This window comes from Streptomyces sp. NPDC033216, assembly GCF_055577115.1.
In genome coordinates, this window is the sequence record NZ_JBVIQK010000010.1 from 137,850 (window position 1) to 161,234 (window position 23,385).

The 23,385-nt window shown below is 72.7% G+C and carries 22 protein-coding genes; 17 read left to right on the plus strand and 5 right to left on the minus strand.

From position 1 onward, the window contains the following. Positions 1-142: 142 nt before the first annotated feature. Genes ACZ5Y0_RS20180 through ACZ5Y0_RS20195 form a run of 4 tightly spaced genes read left to right on the plus strand, consistent with a single transcriptional unit; the run spans position 143 to position 3,493 of the window. Positions 143-943, plus strand: a complete 801-nt coding sequence (locus tag ACZ5Y0_RS20180) for an ABC transporter permease (RefSeq protein ID WP_469130037.1) — start codon at positions 143-145, stop codon at positions 941-943. 43 nt (positions 944-986) lie between these two features. Beyond that, a complete protein-coding gene (locus tag ACZ5Y0_RS20185; RefSeq protein ID WP_469130154.1) occupies positions 987-1,811 on the plus strand; it encodes an ABC transporter permease in 825 nt (274 codons plus the stop codon). A gap of 10 nt (positions 1,812-1,821) precedes the next feature. Then, positions 1,822-2,811 carry an ABC transporter ATP-binding protein gene (locus tag ACZ5Y0_RS20190; protein WP_469130038.1) on the plus strand — a complete coding sequence of 330 codons (990 nt, stop codon included), beginning with the start codon at positions 1,822-1,824 and terminating at the stop codon, positions 2,809-2,811. Positions 2,812-2,821: 10 nt separating this feature from the next. Then, positions 2,822-3,493 (plus strand): DUF1707 SHOCT-like domain-containing protein, encoded by a 672-nt coding sequence (locus ACZ5Y0_RS20195; protein WP_469130039.1) that lies wholly within the window; start codon positions 2,822-2,824, stop codon positions 3,491-3,493. 150 nt (positions 3,494-3,643) lie between these two features. Here ACZ5Y0_RS20195 and ACZ5Y0_RS20200 read toward each other — a convergent pair whose 3' ends face one another. Beyond that, positions 3,644-5,017, minus strand: a complete 1,374-nt coding sequence (locus ACZ5Y0_RS20200) for an SGNH/GDSL hydrolase family protein (RefSeq protein ID WP_469130040.1) — start codon at positions 5,015-5,017, stop codon at positions 3,644-3,646. 183 nt (positions 5,018-5,200) lie between these two features. On the opposite strand from ACZ5Y0_RS20200, the gene ACZ5Y0_RS20205 reads away from it, so the two are divergent. Beyond that, positions 5,201-6,511, plus strand: a complete 1,311-nt coding sequence (locus ACZ5Y0_RS20205) for a DUF445 domain-containing protein (protein ID WP_469130041.1) — start codon at positions 5,201-5,203, stop codon at positions 6,509-6,511. A 53-nt stretch (positions 6,512-6,564) separates the two neighbouring features. Continuing rightward, positions 6,565-8,136, plus strand: a complete 1,572-nt coding sequence (locus tag ACZ5Y0_RS20210) for an MFS transporter (RefSeq protein WP_469130042.1) — start codon at positions 6,565-6,567, stop codon at positions 8,134-8,136. Between the two features lie 447 nt (positions 8,137-8,583). Here the strand turns inward: ACZ5Y0_RS20210 and ACZ5Y0_RS20215 are convergent, their stop codons facing one another. Continuing rightward, a complete protein-coding gene (locus tag ACZ5Y0_RS20215) occupies positions 8,584-9,069 on the minus strand; it encodes an ATP-binding protein (protein ID WP_469130043.1) in 486 nt (161 codons plus the stop codon). Between the two features lie 213 nt (positions 9,070-9,282). On the opposite strand from ACZ5Y0_RS20215, the gene ACZ5Y0_RS20220 reads away from it, so the two are divergent. Together ACZ5Y0_RS20220 and ACZ5Y0_RS20225 are read left to right on the plus strand one after the other, a co-directional pair. After that, a complete protein-coding gene (locus ACZ5Y0_RS20220; RefSeq protein ID WP_469130044.1) occupies positions 9,283-10,143 on the plus strand; it encodes a helix-turn-helix domain-containing protein in 861 nt (286 codons plus the stop codon). Between the two features lie 9 nt (positions 10,144-10,152). Then, a complete protein-coding gene (locus ACZ5Y0_RS20225) occupies positions 10,153-10,395 on the plus strand; it encodes a DUF397 domain-containing protein (protein WP_469130045.1) in 243 nt (80 codons plus the stop codon). Positions 10,396-10,449: 54 nt separating this feature from the next. Here ACZ5Y0_RS20225 and ACZ5Y0_RS20230 read toward each other — a convergent pair whose 3' ends face one another. Then, a complete protein-coding gene (locus ACZ5Y0_RS20230) occupies positions 10,450-11,577 on the minus strand; it encodes an 8-amino-7-oxononanoate synthase (protein WP_469130046.1) in 1,128 nt (375 codons plus the stop codon). Positions 11,578-11,728: 151 nt separating this feature from the next. Here ACZ5Y0_RS20230 and bioB point away from each other — a divergent pair, with 151 nt between their 5' ends. The 4 genes from bioB (at position 11,729) to ACZ5Y0_RS20250 (ending at position 15,984) form a co-directional block, all read left to right on the plus strand. Then, positions 11,729-12,919, plus strand: a complete 1,191-nt coding sequence (gene bioB, locus ACZ5Y0_RS20235) for a biotin synthase BioB (RefSeq protein ID WP_469130047.1) — start codon at positions 11,729-11,731, stop codon at positions 12,917-12,919. Then, entirely contained in the window at positions 12,912-14,192 is a 1,281-nt protein-coding gene (locus ACZ5Y0_RS20240; RefSeq protein WP_469130048.1) for an adenosylmethionine--8-amino-7-oxononanoate transaminase, read from the plus strand. Before bioB ends, ACZ5Y0_RS20240 begins: the two co-directional genes overlap by 8 nt. A 2-nt stretch (positions 14,193-14,194) precedes the next feature. Beyond that, on the plus strand, positions 14,195-14,947 hold the full coding sequence (gene bioD / locus ACZ5Y0_RS20245; protein ID WP_469130049.1) for a dethiobiotin synthase: 753 nt from the start codon (positions 14,195-14,197) through the stop codon (positions 14,945-14,947). Between the two features lie 311 nt (positions 14,948-15,258). Further along, entirely contained in the window at positions 15,259-15,984 is a 726-nt protein-coding gene (locus ACZ5Y0_RS20250) for a class I SAM-dependent methyltransferase (RefSeq protein ID WP_469130050.1), read from the plus strand. 82 nt (positions 15,985-16,066) lie between these two features. Here ACZ5Y0_RS20250 and ACZ5Y0_RS20255 read toward each other — a convergent pair whose 3' ends face one another. Beyond that, the gene (locus ACZ5Y0_RS20255; protein WP_469130051.1) at positions 16,067-16,441 is read right to left on the minus strand and encodes a fic family toxin-antitoxin system, toxin component; all 375 of its coding nucleotides are present in this window, start codon (positions 16,439-16,441) and stop codon (positions 16,067-16,069) included. Between the two features lie 4 nt (positions 16,442-16,445). Beyond that, entirely contained in the window at positions 16,446-16,688 is a 243-nt protein-coding gene (locus tag ACZ5Y0_RS20260; RefSeq protein ID WP_469130052.1) for a toxin-antitoxin system HicB family antitoxin, read from the minus strand. A gap of 137 nt (positions 16,689-16,825) precedes the next feature. Between ACZ5Y0_RS20260 and ACZ5Y0_RS20265 the strand changes: the two genes are divergently transcribed. From ACZ5Y0_RS20265 to ACZ5Y0_RS20285, 5 genes are all read left to right on the plus strand, one after another. Continuing rightward, entirely contained in the window at positions 16,826-17,632 is an 807-nt protein-coding gene (locus tag ACZ5Y0_RS20265; protein WP_469130053.1) for an ABC transporter ATP-binding protein, read from the plus strand. A 4-nt stretch (positions 17,633-17,636) separates the two neighbouring features. After that, positions 17,637-20,204 (plus strand): ABC transporter permease, encoded by a 2,568-nt coding sequence (locus tag ACZ5Y0_RS20270; protein ID WP_469130054.1) that lies wholly within the window; start codon positions 17,637-17,639, stop codon positions 20,202-20,204. 154 nt (positions 20,205-20,358) lie between these two features. Continuing rightward, positions 20,359-20,784 carry a GNAT family N-acetyltransferase gene (locus tag ACZ5Y0_RS20275; RefSeq protein WP_469130055.1) on the plus strand — a complete coding sequence of 142 codons (426 nt, stop codon included), beginning with the start codon at positions 20,359-20,361 and terminating at the stop codon, positions 20,782-20,784. 237 nt (positions 20,785-21,021) lie between these two features. Next, on the plus strand, positions 21,022-22,356 hold the full coding sequence (locus ACZ5Y0_RS20280) for a hemolysin family protein (protein WP_469130056.1): 1,335 nt from the start codon (positions 21,022-21,024) through the stop codon (positions 22,354-22,356). Beyond that, positions 22,353-23,366 carry a hemolysin family protein gene (locus ACZ5Y0_RS20285; protein ID WP_469130057.1) on the plus strand — a complete coding sequence of 338 codons (1,014 nt, stop codon included), beginning with the start codon at positions 22,353-22,355 and terminating at the stop codon, positions 23,364-23,366. The genes ACZ5Y0_RS20280 and ACZ5Y0_RS20285 overlap by 4 nt, the downstream gene beginning before the upstream one ends. Positions 23,367-23,385 lie beyond the last annotated feature (19 nt).

Here is a 23,385-nt window from a genome sequence, read left to right on the forward strand (position 1 = left end):
GTCGCACGGGCGCCCACGTGGCGCACGCACCGGAGTGCCCGGAAATCGCGTGGCACGCGAGGGGTCCGCCCACTAGGCTCCTGCGCTTCGCCGCCGTGGCGGGATCGGCGCGGGATCGGCGCGGGTGAGGAGGGTTGGTGCCGTGGGTTCGGTGCGCTTGTACGCGGCCGTGGCGGCGGGGGGCTTCAGAAGGTACGCGACCTATCGTGCGGCGACGGCGGCGGGGGTGTTCACCAACACGGTTTTCGGTCTGATCCTCGTCTACACCTATCTGGCGTTGTGGGACGAGCGGCCGCAGCTGGGGGGTTATGACCAGGCGCAGGCGGTGACGTACGTGTGGCTGGGGCAGGCGCTGTTCGCGACGCTGGCGATGCAGGGCGGCGGTTTCGAGGCGGAGCTGACGGAGCGCATCCGTACGGGTGCGGTGGCGATCGATCTGTACCGGCCCGCGGATCTCCAACTGTGGTGGCTGGCGGCGGACCTGGGGCGCTCCTGGTTCCAGTTGCTGGGGCGGGGGGTGATCCCGTTCGCCTTCGGGACGCTGCTCTTCCCTACGGCGCTGCCCGCCGATCCGGTGTCGTGGCTGCGGTTCCTGGTCGCGTTGCTGCTGGCGATGGTGGTGAGTTTCGGTATCCGGTTCCTGGTCGCGTTGAGTGGTTTCTGGTTGCTGGACGGCACGGGCGCGCTCCAGATGCTGGTGGTGACGGGGATGTTCTGCACGGGCATGGCGCTGCCGCTGAACGCCTTCCCGGAGCCGTTGGGCGCGATCGTGCGGGCCTTGCCGTGGTCGGCGATGCTCCAGCGGCCGGCGGACCTGCTGATGGGGGAGACGGGGGCGCTGGGTACGTACGCCTTCCAGGCGGGGTGGGCGGTGGTGCTGCTGGCGCTGGGCCGGGTGGTGCAGGCGGCGGCGACGCGGCGGGTGGTGGTGCAGGGTGGGTGAGGCCGGCCGGGTGCGGGAGACGGGGCTCGTGCGGGAGGCGGGGATGGCGCGGGACACGGGCCGGGTGCGGGAGGGGCTGCGGGCGTACCGGCTGGTCGCCGGGATGTGGATCCGTTCGACGATGGCCTACCGGTTGTCGTTCGCCATGACTTTGGTCAGCGGGCTGCTGGTGACGGGCCTGGACTTCGTCGCGATCTTGCTGATGTTCTCGCGGGTCGATGTGCTCGGCGGCTACTCGCTGCCGGAGGTGGCCTTCCTGTACGGGCTGTCCGCGACCTCGTTCGGAATCGCGGACCTGGTGATCGGGTCGGCCGGCCGGCTGGGCGCGCGGGTGCGCGACGGCACGCTCGACACGCTGCTGGTGCGTCCGGCGCCGGTGCTGGCGCAGGTGGCGGCGGACCGGTTCGCGCTGCGCCGGCTCTCCCGTATCACGCAAGGGGTGCTGATTCTGGGGTACGCGCTGGCGGCGACGGACGTCGACTGGACGGTCGTGAAGGTGCTGCTGGTGCCGGTGACACTGATCAGCGGTGCGGTGATCTTCGGTGCGGTGCTGGTGGCGGGCGCCGCGTTCCAGTTCGTGGCGCAGGACGCGGCGGAGGTGCAGAGCGCGTTCACGTACGGCGGCCAGACGCTGCTCCAGTATCCGCCGACGGTGTTCGGGAAGGAGCTGGTGCGCGCGGTGACGTTCGTGTTCCCGCTGGCCTTCGTCAACTGGGTGCCGGCGGCGTACGTGCTGGGACGGCCGTATCCGCTGGATCTGCCGGGGTGGGCGGCGTACGCCCCGCCGCTGGTGGCGGCGGCCTGCTGCGCGCCGGCCGGGCTGGCCTGGCGGGCGGGGCTGCGGTCGTATCGGAGCACGGGAAGCTAGCGGGGGAGTCGTGGTGGACACGTTCATCGAACTCGACGGTGTCGAGAAGGTTTTCGACGTGCGCAGACGTACCGGTTTCCTGCGGCGGGAGCGGCGGCAGGTGCGGGCGGTGGACGGGTTGTCGTTCACGGTGGCGCGCGGCGAGATCGTCGGGTACATCGGGCCCAACGGCGCCGGGAAGTCGACCACGATCAAGATGCTGACGGGCGTCCTCACGCCCAGCGGCGGCCGGCTGCGGGTGGCGGGCATCGACCCCGCCCGTGAGCGGACCCGTCTCGCGCACCGCATCGGGGTCGTGTTCGGGCAGCGGACGTCGTTGTGGTGGGACCTTCCCCTGATCGACTCCTACCGGCTCGCGCACCGCATGTACCGCATCCCGGACGCCCGGTACCGAGACAACCTCGGCCGGCTGGTCGAACTCCTCGACCTTTCGAGCCTGTTGGAGGTGCCGGTGCGGCAGTTGTCGCTCGGCCAGCGGATGCGCGGCGACATCGCGGCGGCGCTGCTGCACGACCCCGAGGTCCTCTACCTCGACGAGCCGACGATCGGCCTCGACGTCGTATCGAAGACCAGGGTGCGGGAGTTCCTGGCGGAGTTGAACACCGAGCGCGGCACCACGGTCCTGCTCACCACCCACGACCTCCAGGACATCGAGCGGCTCTGCTCCCGCGTGATGGTCATCGACCACGGGCGCATGGTGTACGACGGCCCCCTCGCCGGGCTGCACGAGGCGGGGGAGAGCGAGCGGACCCTGGTCGTGGACCTGGAACGGGAGCTCCCGCCCATCGACGTGGGCCCCACGGCACGGGTCGTGCGGGTGGAGGGGCCGCGCCAGTGGCTGGCCTTCCCGGCGTCGCGGTCGGCGGCCCCGCTGGTGGCGCGGATCGCGGCGGAGTACCCGCTGGTGGACCTGTCGGTGCGGGAGCCGGACATCGAGACGGTGATCGGCCGTATGTACGCGGACAAGGAGACCGTAGTGCCGGGCGCGGGGAACTCGTAGGCTGCTGTTCATGACCGACGACGCAGTCCCGGACCTCCGTGCCTCCGACGCCGACCGTGAGCGTGTCGCCGAGGTTCTGCGGGACGCCCTCGCCGAGGGCCGGCTCGACATGGCGGAGTTCGAGGAGCGGCTGGACGCGACGTACCGGGCGCGGACGTACGGCGAGCTGACGCCGATCACGCGTGACCTGCCCGCCGCGGGGGTGGCTCCGCCGCCCGCCGTGTCCCTGTACAAGCCGGAGGAACGGGGCGACGGGGACGGGGCGTGGGCCGGGCGGATCGTGGGCGGCGAGGGGTCGTCCCCGTGGGCCGTGGCCGTCATGTCCGGTTTCCAGCGCAAGGGGCGGTGGACGGTGCCCCGGCGGTTCACCGGCTTCGCCTTCTGGGGCGGCGGGGAGATCGATCTGCGCGAGGCGGACTTCGCGGCCGGGGAGGTCGTGATCAACTGCGTCGCCGTCATGGGCGGGATGAACGTCGTGGTGCCGCCGGGGGTCGAGGTCGTGGTGCGGGGGACGGGGATCATGGGCGGGTTCGACCACCGGGAGCACGGGGTGCCGGCGGGGCCGGGCGCTCCGCGAGTGGTGATCACCGGGTTCGCCTTCTGGGGCGGGGTGGGCGTGGAGCGCAAACGGCGGCGGGAGCGGTTGCGGGGGCGGGACAGACGCCGTCACCTGGGGCACTGAGCCCGTTCCGGCGCGCGGGGGTGGGCCGCGCCGCCGGCGTGGCGGGGTGGCGCCCACCACTCTCGGCTCCGCTCGAGCGGGGGACTCCCGGCGCACCCCCCGTGCCGCCTCGGGTGGCACGCGTGGCCACCGTCCGGGCGGGCCCGGCCGCTACAGCTCCGCCCGTCCCGCGGCCCCCCTCAGCTGCTCCCACCCGATCAGCTCCGCCATCTTCCGGTACCCCCTGTCGCTGGGGTGGAGATGGTCGCCGGAGTCGTACTCCGAGCGGAGCCGGCGCGGGTCGTACGGGTCGTGCATCGCCCGGTCGACGTCCACGACCGTGTCGTAGACCGAACCGGACCGGATCGCCGCGTTGATCCGCTGCCGTACGGCCTCGCGCGGGCCGGTGTAGCCGCGGTGGCCGCGGAAGGGGAGCAGGGTGGTGCCGACGGCCTTGATGCCGTGGTCGTGGGCGCGGCGGACCAGGGTGCGCAGGCCGTCGAGGACGGCGTCGGGGTCGGCGGTGTTCCGGGCGCGGAGGATGTCGTTGACGCCGAGGTCGATGACGACGGCCCTGACGTTCGGCCGGGCGAGGACGTCGCGGTCGAAGCGGCTGAGGGCGCTGGGGTTGACGGCGGGCCGGCCGGGTCCGTCGGTGAGGACGCGGTTGCCGCTGATGCCGGCGTTGACGACGCCGTAGCGCGGGGCGTCGTCGTCGCCGTCGGAGAGGGAGGCGCGGAGCCGGTCGGAGAGGACGTCGGGCCAGCGGCGGTTGGCACCGGGGGTGGAGGTGGCGCCGTCGGTGAGGGAGTCGCCGAGGGCGACGACGGTGCCGTCGGCCTCGTGGGTGAGGACGTCCAGCGCGGTGAGGTGGCGCCAGGAGGCGCTTCGTCCGGTGTACGGCGCTCCCGTCGCGTCGCCCGTGTGCTCGCCGTCGGCGACGTAGCTGGTCTGCTGGGCTCGGTGGTGGAAGGTGACCGGGCCCGCGGAGGTCGGAGTGTAGAGGCTGACCAGCACGTCGCTGTCGCGGGGCACGGCGAGGGGGGCGGCGTCACTGACGGCCTGTCCGCCCGCCGGGATCGTGATCGTGGGGCGGCCGCCGAAGGTGAGCCGGCGCAGGCTGTCGGGGGCGGCGGCGGGGCCGTCGTCGTCGGCCGCGACGGCCAGGGTGGCCGCGCCGACGGTCAGCGGGCCGGTGCCGTAGAGATTGGACAGCGTGATGCGGGCACTCGTCCCTGCGGCGCTGGTGTGGACGACGTTGCGCACCGTGCGGCCCGCCGTGCCGTCGGTCCCGGTGAGCGGTTCGCCGCCGACGGGGGCGGCGGCCCAGCTGCCGACCCAGACGCCGGTGGCGGCGGCCGCGGCGGCGTGGGGGCCGGTGCGGGAGGCGGCGGGGGTGTCCTCGCGGCGGCGTCCGCCGTCCCCGGCGTCGACCCCGGTGTATATGGCGGCCGAGAGGCCCACGATCACGGCGAGGATCCCGGACAGAAGGGTGTGGTGGCGGGTGCGGGGCACCCCGACACCCACGCCGTCATGCCTGGTCATGCGGGTGTGTTGCTCCTCGGACGAGGGAGCGGCGAGGCTCCGACGAAACATTCAGGAGATCACCGTTGAACTCCCCCACCTGACAGACGCCGGGAACTCCTGTTTCGTTCCAGGAGTCGGACGGGCGGGGACAATGGTGTAGTGCGGGTCACGGGGGACCGGGAACGGGTGGAGCGGGAGCGGATGGAACGTACGGGAACGCAAGACAGGGCGATGCCCGCGGCGCGCGCCATGAGCGTCTTCAGCGCCGCCGACGAGGAGCGCCGGCGCGGGGTGCGGCGCATGAAGCTCACCGCGACCGGGCTGCTGGTGTTCGTGGCCGTGGTGTACGTCCTCGCCGAGTGGGCCTCGCACCGGGGCGCCGGTGCCTGGGCGGGGTATGTGGCGGCGGCGGCCGAGGCGGGCATGGTGGGCGCGCTCGCCGACTGGTTCGCCGTGACCGCCCTGTTCCGCCATCCGCTGGGCCTGCCCATCCCGCACACGGCGATCATCCCGACCAAGAAGGACCAGCTGGGCGTCTCCCTGGGTGAGTTCGTCGGCGAGAACTTCCTGTCGGGGGACGTCGTGCGGCAGCGGTTGCGCGCGGTCGGCATCGGGAGCCGGCTGGGGGCGTGGCTGGCGGAGCCGGAGCACGCGGACCGGGTGACGGCGGAGCTGGCGACGGCGCTGCGGGGCGCGCTGACCGTGCTGCGGGACTCCGATGTGCAGGCGGTGGTCGGGGAGGCGATCACGAGGCGGGCGAACGCCCGGGAGATCGCGCCGGGGATGGGCAAGATGCTGGAGAAGGTCGTCGCGGACGGCGGTCACCGGCGGGCCGTCGACCTGGTGGTGGCGCGGGCGCACGACTGGCTGGTGCTGCACGCCGACTCGGTGATGGACGCGGTGCAGGGCGGCGCGCCTGGCTGGACCCCCCGGTTCGTCGACAAGCGGGTCGGCGAGCGGGTCTACAAGGAGCTGCTGCGGTTCTGCGCGGAGATGCGGGACATGCCGTCCCACCCGGCCCGTGGCGCCCTGGACCGCTTTCTGCGGGACTTCGCCTCCGACCTTCAGTCCGACTCCGAGACCCGCGCGAAGGTGGAGCGGCTCAAGGGCGAGGTGCTGGGCCGCGGCGAGGTCCAGGACCTGATCGCGTCGGCCTGGACGGCCGTACGGTCGATGATCGTGTCGGCGGCCGAGGACGAGCGCAGTGAGCTGCGGCTGCGGGTGCGGGCGGCGCTGCTGTCGCTGGGGTCCCGGATGGCCACCGAGCCGAAGGTGCAGGGGAAGGTGGACCGCTGGGTGGAGGGCGCGGCGGTGCACGTGGTGTCGACCTACCGCAGGGAGATCACCCTGCTGATCACCGACACGGTGGCGGGCTGGGACGCCGAGCACACCACGCGCAAGATCGAGGCGCACATCGGCCGTGACCTCCAGTTCATCCGCATCAACGGCACGGTGGTCGGGTCGCTGGCGGGCCTGCTGATCTACACGGTGGCGCGGGCTCTGGGGGCGTAGCGGCATTTCCTCGGGGAACCTGATGGTGGTTCCGCTCGACGAGGAGGGCGTCCATGACAGCTGCCGCACCGGCCGAATCCGGCCGAACCATCACGACGAACATCCCCGCCCGCCTGGACCGCCTCCCCTGGTCACGCTGGCACTGGACGATCGTGATCGGTCTCGGCACCGTGTGGATCCTCGACGGCCTCGAAGTCACGGTCGTCGGCAACATCGCCGGGCGGCTGTCGGAGCCCGGCAGCGGCCTGCCCATCACCTCCGGGCAGGTCACCGGCATCGCCGCCGCGCTGTACGTGGCGGGCGCCTGTGTCGGCGCCCTGTTCTGGGGTCGCCTGACGGACCGCTGGGGCCGCAAGAAGCTCTTCATGATCACGCTGGCGGTCTATCTCGCCGCGACCGCCCTGACCGCGATCTCCTTCGACACCTGGTGGTTCCTGCTGTTCCGCTTCCTCACCGGCTTCGGCATCGGCGGCGAGTACGCGGCGATCAACTCCGCCATCGACGAGCTGATCCCGGCGCAGTACCGGGGCCGCGTCGACCTGATGATCAACGGCAGCTTCTGGCTGGGCGCGGTCGGCGGTTCGCTGCTGTCGATCCCCGCGCTGAACACGGACCTGTTCGCGGCGAACGTGGGCTGGCGGCTGACGTTCGCGCTGGGCGCCGTCCTCGCCCTGGTCATCCTCCTCGTACGACGACATGTCCCCGAGAGCCCGCGCTGGCTGCTGATCCACGGCCGCGACGGGGAGGCCGAGGAGATCGTCTCCTCCATCGAGCGGCGGATCGAGTCCGAGAGGGGTGCCCCGCTGCCCGCGGCCGAGGGCGAACTCACCATCCACCAGCGCCCCAGCGTCTCCTTCGCCGAGATCGCCCGCACGGTCTTCTCCGACTACCGCCGCCGCGCCGTCCTCGGCTTCTCCCTGTTCATCGGGCAGGCCTTCCTCTACAACGCGATCACCTTCGGCTTCGGCGCGATCCTCACCACGTTCTTCGACGTGCCGACCGGTCACACCGGCTACTACTTCGCCGTGATCGCCCTCGGCAACTTCTTCGGCCCGCTGCTGCTCGGCAAGCTGTTCGACACGGTCGGCCGCCGGATCATGATCTCGTCGACGTACCTGCTCTCCGGCCTGCTGCTGTTCGGCACCGCCTGGCTGTTCGACCGCGGCTCGCTGAGCGCGACGACGATGACCGCCTGCTGGTGCGCGGTCCTGTTCTTCGCCTCCGCGGGCGCCTCCAGCGCCTACCTCACGGTCTCCGAGATCTTCCCGATGGAGACCCGAGCCATGTCCATCGCCTTCTTCTACGCTCTCGGCACCGCCGCGGGCGGCATCAGCGGCCCCCTGCTGTTCGCCGACCTCACCGGCACGGGCAAGGTGGGCGACACGGTCCTGGCCTTCCAGATCGGCGCGGCCCTGATGTGCGCGGCGGGCCTGGTCGCCGCGTTCCTCGCGGTACGGGCCGAGCGGCGCTCCCTGGAGGACATCGCCAAGCCCCTGACGGCGGCGGCGACGACGGCCCGTACGGCTGTGGCGGCCGGGTCCGCCGGCAAGGCCGGGAACTCCGACAAGGCGGGCGGTCCGAGGGGGCCGCAGCCTCCGCAGGGGCCGAAGACGGCCACGGCGTGACCGTCGCCGACCGGCGGCCGCAGGCCCCCGACCCCGCGCCCGGCGGGGGCGGGGGCCTGCGGCGGCTACGGCCCCGACCCCGCCCCGCTGCCGCACCGGTGACTGCCGGTGGCCGACCGTCGACCCCGACGGGCGCCGCGACGTGACCTGGCCTGGCCTGGCGTGGAACGGCGTGGCGTGAGCTGTGAGCCGACGTGGCGTGCGGGTCGGCCGGGTGTGCGGCGGGAAGGGGGGGGGGGGGAAGGGGGGGGGGGGGGGGGAGACCGCCCCCCCCCCCCCCCCCCACCCCCCACACCCCCCCCCCCCCCCCCCCCCCCCCCCCCCCCCCCCCCCCCCCCCCCCCCCCCCTGCCCCCCTCCCCCCCCCCCCCCCCCCCCCCCCCCCCCCCGGGGTCCACTCCAGGCCGGCGAGGGGCGCTCAGCGGCTCAGGGCGGCTCCTGGGGCCCGTCACGGCTCCTGCTGTGCCACCGCCGTCGCCCGCGCCACGCTCCCGGCGGGTTCCGCGGGCTCGGCGGGGACCGCCCAGGGCAGCTCGATGAAGACGGTCTTGCCTCCCTCGCGCGTGGGGCGGACCCGGAGCCTGCCGCCGCACTCCGCGGTCAGCCATCTGACGATCACCATGCCTCGGCCGTTGTCCTGCTGGACGGCGGCCGGCAGTCGTTGGGGGAAGCGGGGGTGACTGTCGGTGACGCCGATGCGAAACCGCTCGTAGCGGTCCAGCACGAGGTCCACCGTGAAGGTGGGTGACTGCCCGAAGGTGTGCTGTACGGCGTTGGTGGCCAGCTCGGAGACGATCAGGCGGACGGTGTCGGCCGGCTCCCCGGCGGTGGGCAGGCCCCACCGCGCGAGGGTGTCGAGCACGTAGGTGCGGGCAGTGGACACCGAGGCGGGATCGCTCGGCAGAGTGACGGATGCTTCCAGGTGTTCTGCCATGGCGTCGTCGTCCCTTTCCCACGGGACCGGAGTCCGACACGGTGCGGATGGTTCGAGTACGGTCCCGGACTGGTGCTTCGGCGCCAGAGTGCCATCACCGCGCCGGTCACGCGTGGCGATCCACCAGGATCTGCATATATCTGTCGCTCGATGCGGTGAACTCTGCGACGGCAGAGCGTATTTGGAGGATTCGGAAGGAGTAGGGAGGATCTCATGCAGCACGGTCCCGCGGTGCGCCGCCGGAAGCTGGGCGCCGAACTGCGGACGCTGCGCTCGCGCGCGGGGCTCACCAGTGGCGAGGCGGCCCGGCTCGTGGGCTGGCACCAGTCGAAGGTGAGTCGGATCGAGACCGGCATCAGTGGTACGAAACCGGCCGACGTGCGGCTGCTCCTCGACGCCTACGGCGTGGAGGACGCCCAACTGCGGGAACTCATGCTGGCGTTGACCGGTTCGGTCGAGGGTGACGGCCGGGAACACTGGTGGCACGCCTATCGCGGGGTCCTGCCGCCCACCTACCGGGACTTCATCAGCCTGGAGTCGCAGGCGAGCGCGATGCGCACCCTGGAGACGACCGTCGTGCCGGGGCTGTTGCAGACCCCCGCGTACGCCCGTGCGGTGACCCGGGCCGCGGTGGACGGTCTCGACGAGGACCGGCTGGACACGCTGGTGGAGGTGCGGCTGGCCAGGCAGGGCGTGTTGCGGGCCCGGCCGCCGCTGGAGCTGGACGCGGTGCTCGACGAGGCGGTGCTGCGGCGGGAGGTGGGCGGTCCCGAGGTCATGGCCCAGCAGCTGGAGCGGCTGACGGAGGCGGCGCGACTGCCGCAGGTCAGGCTCCAGGTGCTGCCGTTCAGTGCCGGGGCGCACATCGGCGTCACCGGCCCTTTCGTCATCTTCTCATTTGCGAGCACTTCTGATCTGGATGTGGTTGTTCTCGACCACTTGACGAGTAGCCTCTATCTCGAACGGAAAGAAGACCTCCAGGCCTACACCGAGGCCTTCAACGCCCTTCGGGCACACGCACTTTCGCCCGGGGACTCACTGGATTACCTCGCCGCGACAGGTGACGGCGCGTAAGGAGGCACCATGACCGCACTGCCTCGGAACGTCCCCCCCAGCACCGATCTGCCCGGCCTCCCCGATCCCCCGGGTCTGCGGTGGCTGCGCAGCAGCTACAGCACGGGGGCCAACAACTGCGTGGAGACGGCCCGCCCGGCCTCCGGGCGGTGGGCCGGTCTGCTCGCCGTACGCGACTCCAAGGACCCGGCCGGACCCGCCCTGCTCTTCTCCCCCGAGAGCTGGACGGACTTCACGGCAGCGTTCCACTGACCCCTGCCCGACGACCAGCCGCCGACTGCCGGCCCACGGCCGTGTCACGCCGACTCATGGCCGTGTCTCGCCGATCACCCGTACGGCGCGTTCGATCTGCCCCTCACCGAGGTCCGCGCGGGCGGTCAGCCTCAGGCGTGAGATGCCGTCGGGCACGGAAGGAGGGCGGAAGCAGCCCACGGCCAGGCCCGCCGCCCGGCAGTCGGCCGCCCAGCGCACCGCCCCCTCCGGGGACGGCGCCCGCACGGAGACGACCGCGGCGTCCGGACGCACGGCTTCCAGTCCCGCGGCCGTCAGGCGTGCGTGCAGCTCACCCGCCACCGCACGCGCGCGTGCCGCGCGTTCCGGCTCGCGGCGCAGCAGCGTCAGGGCGGCCAGGGCCGCGCCCGCCGCCGCCGGGGCGAGGCCGGTGTCGAAGATGAACGTCCGGGCGGCGTTGACCAGATGGTCGATCACGCGCGCGGGGCCGAGCACGGCGCCGCCCTGACTGCCCAGCGACTTGGACAGCGTGACCGTGACGACGACGTCGTCCGCTCCCGCCAGTCCCGCCGCGTGCGGCGCGCCGCGGCCGCCCGTGCCGAGGACGCCGAGGCCGTGGGCGTCGTCCACGACCAGTCCGGCGCCATGCTCCCGGCACGCCGCGGCGAGGGCGGCCAGCGGGGCCGCGTCCCCGTCGACGGAGAAGACCGTGTCGCTGACCACGACGGCCGGGCCGCCCGGCGTGCCCAGCGCCTTGCGCACGGCGTCCGGGTCCGCGTGCGCGACCACCTGCGTCGTGCCACGGGCCAGCCGGCAGCCGTCGATGAGCGAGGCGTGATTGCCCGCGTCGGAGACGATCAGGGAACCGTGCGGGGCCAGCGCGGTGACGGCGGCGAGGTTGGCGGCGTACCCCGAGGAGAAGACGAGGGCCGCCTCGAACCCGCAGAAGTCGGCCAGTTCCCGCTCCAGCTCGGCATGCAGCTCGGTGGTGCCGGTGACGAGCCGGGATCCGGTCGCGCCGCCGCCCCAGGTGCGCGCGGCCCGCGCCGCGCCCTCGGTGACCTCGGGGTGGCGGGCCAGTCCCAGATAGTCGTTGCTCGCGAGGTCGAGAAGCGGCGAGTCCGCCGGACGGGGGCGCAGGATCCGTACGAGTCCGGCACTCCGGCGCGCCTGGGCCTGCTCGTCGATCCAGCCGAACGCCATGGCTCGTCCTCCGGGGAATTTGTAGGCAGTGGACAGACACTAGCCGCACGTCGCGTATCCCATGGTGTGGCAATACCCACACGTCGAATGCCCTTCGTTGTACGAACTCTCCCTGGCCCGCGCACGGGTCGGTAAGACAGGATCGGCTCTCATGGACCTGCTGAACACGCTGGTGGACAAGGGGCTTCGGCGCGAGCTGCCGACCCGCGAAGAGGCGCTGGCCGTCCTGGCCACGTCCGACGACGACCTGCTCGACGTGGTGGCCGCGGCCGGAAAGGTACGCCGTCACTGGTTCGGGCGACGGGTGAAACTCAACTACCTCGTCAACCTGAAGTCGGGCCTGTGCCCGGAGGACTGTTCCTACTGTTCCCAGCGGCTCGGCTCCACGGCCGGGATCCTGAAGTACACCTGGCTCAAGCCCGACGAGGCCTCGAGGGCCGCCGCCGCGGGGCTGGCCGGGGGCGCCAAGCGGGTGTGTCTGGTGGCGTCCGGCCGCGGGCCGACCGACCGCGACGTCGACCGGGTGTCCGCGACCATCAAGGCGATCAAGGACCAGAACGAGGGCGTCGAGGTGTGCGCCTGCCTGGGTCTGCTCTCCGACGGTCAGGCGGAGCGGCTGCGCGAGGCGGGCGCGGACGCCTACAACCACAACCTGAACACGTCCGAGGAGACGTACGCGGACATCACGACCACCCACACGTACGCCGACCGGGTGGACACGGTGCAGAAGGCGCACGCGGCCGGTCTGTCGGCGTGCTCGGGGCTCATCGCCGGCATGGGCGAGTCGGACGAGGACCTCGTCGACGTCGTCTACTCGCTGCGCGAACTGGACCCCGACTCCGTCCCGGTGAACTTCCTGATCCCGGTCGAGGGGACCCCGCTGGCCAAGGAGTGGAACCTCACCCCACAGCGCTGCCTGCGGATCCTGGCCATGGTGCGGTTCGTCTGTCCGGACGTGGAGGTGCGCATCGCGGGCGGCCGTGAGGTCCATCTGCGCTCGATGCAGCCGCTCGCCCTGCACCTGGCCAACTCGATCTTCCTCGGCGACTACCTCACCACCGAGGGCCAGGCCGGCCGGGCCGACCTCGACATGATCGCGGACGCCGGGTTCGAGGTGGAGGGCGCGGGCGAGGTGACCCTGCCCGCCCACCGGGCCGGTGCCGGCTGCGGGTCGCACGGGGGCGGTGGCTGCGGCTCCCACGAGTCGGCCGACGGCTGCGGGTCGCACGAGGGTGGTGGTGCCCGCGGGTCCGCTTGCGCCCCGCAGGCGAACGAGGCCCGTACGGACCTGGTCGCCGTCCGCCGCCGGGGCGCCGGGACGGACCTCGCGCCCAATGCCTGAGCGAGCCGTGTCCGAACTGCTGGACCTCGACCGACGGCATGTGTGGCATCCGTACGGTCCGATGCCGGGCCGGGTGGACCCGCTCGTCGTGGAGTCGGCGAGCGGGGTGCGACTGCGACTCGCGGACGGCTCGGGCGAGCTGGTCGACGGCATGTCGTCCTGGTGGGCGGCGATCCACGGCTACAACCACCCGGTCCTCAACGAGGCCGCGCGGGTCCAGCTCGGGCGGATGAGTCACGTGATGTTCGGCGGACTCACCCACGAGCCCGCCGTACGGCTGGCGAAGCTCCTTGTCGACATGTCGCCCGAGGGGCTGGAGCATGTGTTCCTCGCCGACTCGGGGTCGGTGTCGGTCGAGGTCGCGGTGAAGATGTGCCTACAGTACTGGCGTTCGACGGGTCGCCCCCGCAAGCAGCGGCTGTTGACGTGGCGCGGCGGGTATCACGGCGACACCTGGCAGCCGATGTCCGTCTGTGACCCCGAGGGCGGGATGCACGACCTGTGGACCGGGATCCTGCCCCGGCAGGTCTTCGTCGGCGCGCCGCCCGCCGAGTACGACGAGACGTACGCGGGCGAGCTGCGCGCGGCGATCGGACGGCACGCCGACGAGCTGGCCGCGGTGATCGTGGAGCCGGTGGTGCAGGGCGCGGGCGGGATGCGGTTCCACTCCCCGGCCTATCTGACGGTGCTGCGCGAGGCGTGCGACGAGCACGACGTGCTGCTGGTGTTCGACGAGATCGCGACCGGGTTCGGACGCACGGGCGCGCTGTTCGCCGCCGGGCATGCCGCGGTGACCCCGGATGTGATGTGCGTGGGCAAGGCGCTGACCGGCGGATATCTCACGATGGCCGCGACGCTGTGCACGGCACGGGTCGCCGACGGCATCTCGCGGGGCGAGGTGCCGGTGCTGGCCCACGGCCCGACGTTCATGGCCAATCCGCTGGCCGCGGCGGTCGCCTGCGCCTCGATCGAGCTGCTCCTCGGACAGGACTGGCTCGCCGAGGTCCGGCGGATCGAGGCGGGGCTGCGGGCGGGCCTCGCCGCGGCGGCGGACCTGCCGGGTGTGAAGGACGTACGGGTGCTCGGCGCCGTCGGGGTCGTCCAGCTGAACCACGACGTGGACATGAAGGCCGCCACGGAGGCCGCCGTGCGCGAAGGCGTCTGGCTGCGGCCGTTCCGCGACCTCGTCTACACGATGCCGCCGTACGTCACCGGGGACGAGGACGTGGCGCGGATCGCGCGGGCGGTGTGCGCGGCGGCACGGGAAGGATGAACATGCCGATTCTGGTGATCACGGGGACGGGCACGGAGGTCGGCAAGACCGTCACCACCGCGGCCGTCGCCGCCTCCGCGCTGGCGGCGGGCCGCTCGGTGGCCGTGCTGAAGGCCGCGCAGACCGGCGTACGGCCGGACGAGCGCGGTGACGCGCAGGAGGTCGAGCGGCTGGCGGGCGCCGTCACGACCGCCGAACTGGCCCGCTATCCGGAGCCGTTGGCACCGGCGACGGCGGCCCTCAGGGCGGGGATGGTGCCCGTGCGGCCGCGTGAGGTCGCCGACGCGGCGACCAAGCTGGCCACCGAGCACGACCTGGTCCTCGTCGAGGGGGCCGGTGGGCTCCTGGTGCGGTTCGACGAGGCGGGCGGCACGCTGGCCGACGCCGCGGAGCACTTGCGTGCGCCGGTGCTGGTGGTGGCCTCGGCGGGCCTGGGCACGCTGAACACGACCGAGCTGACGGCTCGTGAACTGCGGTCCCGTGGAGTGGAGTTGCTCGGCGTGGTGATCGGCTCCTGGCCCGACTCCCCCGACCTGGCGATGCGGTGCAACGTCACCGACCTGCCGGACGTCGCCGGCGCCCCGCTGCTCGGCGCGCTGCCCGCCGGTTCGGGGTCGCTCGCTCCCGCCGAATTCCGTACGGCCGCGCCCGGCTGGCTCGCGTCACGGCTGGACGGGACGTGGGAGGCGGAGACGTTCCGGAGCCGGACCGAGCCTCCGGCCTGGAGCTGGTCTGCACGGTCGTGCGAGGGTTAGTCGCCCCCCTCCCCCGGCAGCCGGATCAGTCCGACGCGGGAGCGGAGGCCCGAGCGGTCGAGACGCCGCGCAGGTGGTGGTCGAGGGTGCGGGCGGGGGCGAGGGGGTCAACCCGGACTCCTCGGCGCCTCTGAGCAGGGCGACCGGTGACGGCGTGGGGTGTGTGTCGTTCACGGAGGACACGGCAACGCCGCCGCGACCCGAACAACCGCACGACTTCATCCGGTGGCCCGGTGCGTGGAAGCCGTGGGTGTGACGGGCCCGCAGAGGGGACAATCCTGCTAGGCGCGTCCTGCCCCTGGGAGGTCCCCATGCCGATACGGTCCACCGGCTCCGGCAAGGTGCCGGGTGATGGCGTCCACCACCCGCTGTTCGCGCGCTGCTACGCCCGGTTGAGCGTGACCGCGGAGACCAGCGGGGGCCTGGCCGCGCTGCGCGGCCGGCTGCTCGCGGGGCTCTCCGGCCGCGTCATCGAGATCGGCGCGGGCAACGGCCTGAACTTCGCCCACTACCCGAGCACGGTCTCCGAGGTCGTGGCGATCGAACCGGAGCGGCTGCTGCGCACGCTGGCGGTGGAGGCCGCCCCGCGGGCCGAGGTGCCCGTGGATGTCGCGCCGGGCGCGGCCGAGGCCCTGCCGGTCAAGAGCGAGGCCTTCGACGCGGCGGTGCTCTCGCTGGTCCTGTGCAGCGTGCGGGACCTGCCGCGGGCCCTCGCCGAGGTGCGGCGGGTGCTGCGGCCCGGTGGCGAGGTGCGGTTCCTGGAGCACGGTACGGGCGGCGGCCCGGTCATGGCGTTCACCCAGCGCGCCCTGGACCGGACGGTGTGGCCGCTCCTCGGCGGCGGCTGCCACCTCTCCCGCGACCCGGTGGGCGCGCTGCGCGACGCCGGGTTCGAACTCGGCCCCTACCGCCGGCTGCTGGTGCCGGAGAAGGGCCCGGTCCTTCCTTCGTCGTACTGTCGGCTGGGCACGGCCTGGCGGCCGGTCAGCGACGGGGCGCACCGCCAGGTCGTTGGGATCAGGCCCGATCAGGCCTGATCTGGGAACGGGTTCCGGTGCCAGGGTCCCTCCCACGCCTTTGGGCCGAGGGGCCCTGGGGTGGTCCCTCGGGCCACGGCGTTCACAGGCTCCACCGGCGGAGTTCCCGCGTGATGTCGTACACCGACGCCTCGCCGCTCTTGACCAGCCGGGCCAGGTCGCGCACCTGTTCGGGGGAGGTCACGACCTTCGCTCCGCTCGCCACCAGGTACGCGTAGGCGACGGCGCACGCGAAGAGGGCGTTCGAGCGTTCCAACGCCGGAACGTGCAGGAGGAGTTGGAGGAGCGACGCCGCGCGGGCGTGCGGGGAGTCGTAGACGGGGACGTCGAAGATCCGGGCGTCATGGCGCGCCACCGCCGCCACCAGCGCGCCCCAGTCGGTGACCTGGGGGTCTCCGGGTGTCTTCTGTTCGGCGATCATCAGCAGCCACGCGAGGTCGATCGTGAGGTCGCTCAAGGGGTCAGCGGCGACCTTCGTGGGCGCCGCCCTCGCGGGCCGCACCGAACTCCTCCGCGAAGACGTTCTCGTACTGCTTCATGAAGTCCGCGGCGGCCTCGACGAACGTGTGGCCCGTCTCGCCGGCGTCCTGCCTGACCAGTTCCTCGATGTAGCGGTTGACGCTCATGCCGCGCGCGGTGGCGCGCTCGCGGGCGGCCTTGGCCGTGCCCTCGTCGACGCGGACGTTCAGCTGAGTCTTGGCCATACCTCGAAGCTAGCGCCGGTCTGCTAGCACTCGCAAGGGCGGACAACCATCGAAAAGGGATACTGGGTGTGCGCCCGGTCACACTACCCTCGGCCGGGACAACCGCACCGCACGTCCAAGCGAGCGAGGAGGCAGCCTTGTCCACACCTGCTGCGCAGCACGCCCCCGGTCTGGCCTCGGCCGAGGACCTGGCGGCGCGCGCCCGGGGTCTGACGAAGGCTTACGGCTCGGGTGAGACGACCGTGCTCGCCCTGGACGCGGTGGACGTGGACATCGTCCGCGGGCGGTTCACCGCGGTCATGGGACCGTCGGGCTCCGGGAAGTCCACGCTCATGCACTGCCTGGCCGGACTCGACACCGTGTCCGCCGGTCAGGTGTGGCTGGGCGACACCGAGATCACGGCACTGAAGGAACGGGAACTGACCCGGCTCCGGCGGGACCGGATCGGGTTCATGTTCCAGGCGTTCAACCTGATCCCGACGCTGAACGCCGTCGAGAACATCACCCTGCCGATGGACATCGCCGGGCAGAAACCGGATCAGAAGTGGCTGGACCAGGTGATCGACACGCTCGGCCTGCGGGACCGCCTCAGACACCGGCCGTCCCAGCTCTCCGGCGGCCAGCAGCAGCGCGTGGCCTGCGCCCGCGCGCTCGCCTCCCGGCCCGAGCTGATCTTCGCCGACGAGCCGACCGGCAACCTGGACTCGCGCGCCGGTCTGGAGGTCCTCTCGTTCCTGCGCCAGGCGGTGGACGGCCTGGGCCAGACGGTCGTCATGGTCACCCATGACCCGGGGGCCGCCGCCCACTCCGACCTCGTGCTCTTCCTCGCGGACGGCCGGGTGGTGGACGAGATGGAACGGCCCACGGCCGAGGCGGTGCTGGAGCGCATGAAGCGGTTCGACCTGATCCGTGCGCAGGGGGCCGCGGCCCCCGGGGAGGGCTGAGCAGGTGCTGAAGGCGACGCTGAGGAGTTTCCTGGCGCACAAGGGCCGGCTGCTGCTGTCCGCCCTCGCCGTCGTGCTGTCGGTGGCGTTCGTCGCGGGCAGCCTGATCTTCTCCGACACGGTGACGCGCACCTTCGACCGGCTGTTCGCGTCCACCTCGGCCGACGTCACGGTGGAGCCGCGGGACGACCTCGACGCCTCCGTGCCGACCGGCGCGGTCCAGACCGTCCCCACCGCGCTCACCGGCCGGGTGGCCGCCGTCGACGGTGTCGCCTCGGCACACCCGGACGTCAGCGTGGAGAACATCACCGTCGTCGACAGTGCGAACGAGTCCGTCGGACCGACCACGGGCGCGCCCACCATCGCCACCGACTGGTACGTCACCGACCGCAGCCCGGTGGAACTGACCTCGGGGCACGTCCCGCGCGGCGCGGGCGAGGCCGTGCTCGACGCCGACACCGCCGACAAGAAGGACGTGAAGATCGGTGACACGCTGACCGTGCTGGCCCAGCCCGGCTCGTTCCGGGCCGAGGTCGTCGGCATCGCCACCTTCAAGACCACCAACCCCGGTGCCGCCCTCCTCTTCCTCGACCCCGAGGTCGCCGCGACCCGGCTGCTCGGCTCGGCCGACCGGGCCACGAGCATCTCCGTCGAGGCGGCGCGCGGGGTGAGCGACGCGGAGCTCAAACCCCGGATCGCCGCCGCGCTCGGCACCGGGCCCTACGACGTGCGCACGGCCGACGAGCAGGCCAAGTCGGCGGCGGAGGACCTCGGCGGTTTCCTCGACATCATCAAGTACGTGATGCTGGGATTCGCCGGGATCGCCGTGCTGGTGGGCGTGTTCCTGATCGTCAACACGTTCTCGATGCTGATCGCCCAGCGCACCCGCGAACTGGGCCTGCTGCGCGCCCTGGGCGCCGACCGCCGCCAGGTACGGCGCTCGGTCCTCACCGAGGCCGTGCTGCTCGGCCTGGTCGGCTCCACGGTGGGCCTCGCGGCCGGCATCGGCCTGGCGGCGGGCCTGATCCGGCTCATGAGCGCCTTCGGCATGAACCTCAGTACCGCCGAGATGGTCGTCGGCTGGGCCACCCCCGTGTCGGCGTACGTCGTCGGGGTCGGCGTCACCTTCGTGGCCGCCTACCTCCCGGCCCGCCGCGCGGCCACGGTGTCGCCGATGGCGGCCCTGGCGGACGCGGACGTCACCGGCGTGGGACGTCCACTGAGGGTGCGCGCGGTGGTCGGAGCCGTCGTCGGGGTCCTGGGCGCGGCGGCCCTGGTGGGCTGCGTGACCGCGTCGGGGACCGCGTCCGCGGCCTCTCTGCTGGGCCTCGGTGTCGTCCTCACGCTCATCGCGACGGTCGTGGCGGGCCCGCTGCTCGTGCGCCCGGTGATCCGGGTGCTCGGCGGGGCCTTCCCGGCGCTGTTCGGCTCGATCGGCCGGATGAGCCAGCGCAACGCCCTGCGCAACCCGCGCCGCACCGGCGCCACCGCGGCCGCGCTGATGGTGGGCCTCGCCCTGGTGGGCGGCATGTCGGTGGCGAGCGCCTCGATGTCGAGCTCCTTCGACCAGCAGATCGACAAGACACTGGGCGCCGACTTCGTCATCCAGAACACCAACTTCACGCCCTTCTCGCGGGAGGTCACCGACCGGGTCCGCGAGACGGAGGGCGTCGGCCTCGTCGTACGGCAGCGGTTCGCGCCGATCGCCGTACGGCTGCCCGACGGCCGGCGGATCAAGACGACGGCCGCCGGATACGACAGCCAGGTCGACGAGGTCGCCCATGTCACGTACGCGCGCGGGGACACGGCCGCCGCGCTGGCCGACGGGGCGCTCGGCATGGACGTCGACTTCGCCGCGGACCACGGCGTGCGGGTCGGCAGCGTGCTGCCCGTCGAGTTCCCCGGTGAGCGGAGCGCTTCGTTCCGGGTGGGAGCGCTCACCGACCAGGACTCCGCCGAGGGCTTCGGCATGCAGGGCGGCCTCTTCTTCGGCATCGCTACCGTCGAGAAGTACGTGCCGGGCGGGCAGGACTCCGCGCTGTACGTCAACGCGGCCGCCGGCACGGACGCCGACCGGCTGCGGCCCCGCCTGGAGCGGACGCTCGATCCGTATCCGCAGGTGCAGGCGCGCGACCAGGCGGACTACAAGGACCTGGTCCACGACCAGATCGCCGTGCTGCTGTACCTGGTGTACGCACTGCTCGCCCTGGCCATCATGATCGCGGTGCTCGGCGTGGTCAACACGCTGGCGCTGTCGGTGGTCGAGCGGACCCGGGAGATCGGGCTGCTGCGGGCGATCGGGCTGTCCCGACGGCAGTTGCGCCGGATGATCCGCCTGGAGTCGGTGGTGATCGCGGTGTTCGGCGCGGTCCTGGGGCTGGCGCTGGGGCTGGTCTGGGGGGTGTGCACCCAGCAGGTGCTCGCCTTGCAGGGCATGAAGGCGCTGACGATCCCGTGGGGCACGATCGTCGGCGTCGTCGTCGGCTCCGCGGTGGTCGGGGTGGTGGCCGCGCTGCTGCCGGCGTTGCGGGCCTCGCGGATGAACGTGCTGGCGGCCATCGCGCACGAGTGAGGCGATCACGGCGACGACGGGCCGGAGGGTCCTACCCGTGCCCGCGCGCGGGGGCCGTCACCAGCGTCGCGGTGCGGCTGCGTCCGGCCCGCCGGTGGCCGTCCGGATGCTGGAATCCGGCTCCGGGGTGTCCCCCGCGTGATGGGATCGCCCCATGTCTGAACTGCGCATACGGGCCGCGACGCCCGACGACCTGGACACCGTGCTGGCCTTCTGGAAGAAGGCCGCCGAGGGGACGAGCATCAGCGACGACAGGGAGGGCGTGGAGCGGCTCGTCGCCCGCGACCCCGAGGCGCTGATCCTGGCGGAGCGCGGCGGCGAACTGGTGGGCACGGTGATCGCCGGGTTCGACGGCTGGCGCTGCCACCTCTACCGGCTGGCGGCGCATCCGGCGTACCGCCGCCAGGGCATCGGCTCGGCGCTGCTCGCCGCCGCGGAGGAACGGTTCGTCCGGCTCGGCGGGCGGCGCGCCGACGCGATGGTGCTGACGCGCAACGAGACCGCCCACCATGCGTGGCGCTCGGCGGGGTACACGCCCGAGGAGAAGTGGCGGCGCTGGGTGAAGCCGCTGACCGGCTGAGCCGGCGGCGACCGGACTCGCCGAGCCCGGCACCCCGCCGCCTTTGCCGGTCCTTTACCCTTGGGGGCCGTACGGTCCGTACGGTCCCCTCGACCGCACGGTTCCTCTCCGTGCGGTCACCCCGTCGCTACACCGAGTTCACGAAAGGTGTGAGCCTCCGCCCATGGGCGAGCCTCCCAGTTCCCGCCGTCGCGCGATCCTCCCCGCCCTGCCCGATCATGGGACGGAGGTGAACCGGTGATGGAACTGCTCCTGCTGTTGGTGGCGATCCTGCTCTCGCTCGCGTGCGGCGCCTTCGTGGCCGCGGAGTTCTCGCTGACCACCGTCGAACGCGGCGAGCTGGAGCGGGCCGCCGAGCGCGGCGAGCGCGGCGCGGCCGGCGCTCTCAAGGCCGTCCGCAACCTCACCTTCCAGCTCTCCGGCGCCCAACTCGGCATCACCGTCACCAACCTGGTCGTCGGCATGCTCGCGGAACCGTCGATCGCCAAGCTGATCTCCGGCCCGCTGGAGTTGCTGGGCCTGTCGAGCACCACGGCGAGTTCCGTCGCCCTGGTGCTGGGCACGGCGCTGTCCACGGTGTTCCTGATGGTCGTCGGTGAACTGGTGCCGAAGAACTGGGCGATCTCCACGCCGCTGGCCATGGCCAAGCGGGTGGGCAACGCGCAGCGCTGGTTCAGCGCCGCCTTCCGGCCGTTCATCAGCCACCTCAACAACACGGCCAACGGGATCGTACGCCGCTTCGGCCTGGAGCCCGCCGAGGAGCTGGCCTCCGCCCGGGGCCCCCAGGAGCTGGCGGCACTGGCCCGCCACTCGGCCCGGCAGGGCGCACTGGAGGCGGACACCGCCGAGCTGTTCGTGCGCACCCTGAACCTGGCCGACCTGACCGCGGAGAACGTGATGACCCCCCGCGTACAGGTCATCGCCCTCGACGCCCAGGCGACCTGTGAGGACGTCGCGAACGCGACCCGGGCGACGGGACTGTCCCGGTTCCCCGTGTATCGCGGCGGGCTGGACACCGTCGTGGGCACCGCGCACATCAAGGACGTCCTGGCCGTGCCGGCGGAGCACCGCGCGCGCGTGCCCGTCGCCGAGCTGATGCGCGACCCCCTGCTCGTCCCCGAGTCCCTGACCGTGGACCGGCTCCTCGACCGGCTCTCCGGCAAGCGGACGATGGCCGTGGTCATCGACGAGTACGGCGGCACGGCGGGCGTGGCGACCCTGGAGGACATCGTCGAGGAGGTCGTGGGCGAGGTCCGCGACGAGCACGACCCGCACGAGACGCCGGACCTCGCCCGCGCGGGCACCGACGACGAGGGGCGCCAGACGTACTCCGCGGACGGCGCCGCCCGCACCGACCAGCTCGCACGCGTCGGCCTGTACGTCCCCGAGGGCCCCTACGAGACCCTCGCCGGTCTGGTCGCCGCCGAGCTGGGCCGTATCCCGGCGGTCGGTGACACCCTGGACGTGGCCGGCTGGCGCATGGACGTCGTCGACGCGTCCGGGCGCCGGGCCGCACGCGTACTGCTGCACGCGCCGCTCACCCAGGACCACGTGGAAGAGGTGGACCGGTGACCGCCGTCCAACTGCTCATCGGCCTGGCGACCCTGGTCGTCAACGCCTTCTTCGTCGGCGCGGAGTTCGCGTTGATCTCGGTACGCCGCTCCCAGATCGAGCCGTACGCCGAGCAGGGCGACCGGCGCGCCAAGAGCGTGCTGTGGGGCCTGGAACACGTGTCCGCGCTGCTCGCGGCCGCACAGCTCGGCATCACGCTGTGCACCCTGGTTCTCGGTGTGGTCGCCGAACCGGCGATCGCGCACCTGCTGGAGCCGGTCTTCCACGCGGTCGGCGTTCCCGAGGGCGCGGGCCATGTGGTCTCGTTCGTCATCGCGCTGACCCTGGCGACGTATCTGCACATGCTGCTCGGCGAGATGGTGCCGAAGAACATCTCGCTCGCCGAGCCGGTGCGCAGCGCTCTGTTGCTCGGACCGCCGCTGGTCACGCTCTCCCGAGCGCTGCGGCCGGTGATCTTCACGATCAACGCCTTCGCCAACGGCCTGCTGAAGCTGCTGCGGATCGAGACGAAGGACGAGGTGACGGCCTCGTTCTCGGACGCGGAGCTGGCACAGATCGTCCGCGACGCCGGTGAGGCGGGCCTTCTCGACGACCGCGCCCAGGAGCGTCTGCACGACGCGCTGGAGCTGGGCCGCCGCCCCGTGCGGGATGTCGTCCTGCCGCTGGAACGCGTCGTCTACGCGCGCGTGGGGGTCACCCCGGAGGGGCTGGAACGGCTCGGTGCCGAGTCCGGGTTCTCCCGCTTCCCCGTGGTGGACGAGGGGCGCCGGATCGTCGGCTACCTGCATGTGAAGGACGCGCTCGACGCCTCGCCGCGCGACGAGCCGTTCCAGGTGCGCGATCTGCGGCCCATCGCCCGGGTGCGGGAGACGACGCCCCTGGACGACGTCCTCACCGCCATGCGCGGCAGCCGCACCCATCTGGCGGCCGCGCTCGGCTCCGACGGGCGGCTCGCCGGGCTGGTCACCATGGAGGACGTGCTGCGGGAGTTGTTCGGGCAGCGGACCTGATACCGCGCGACGGGAGGGC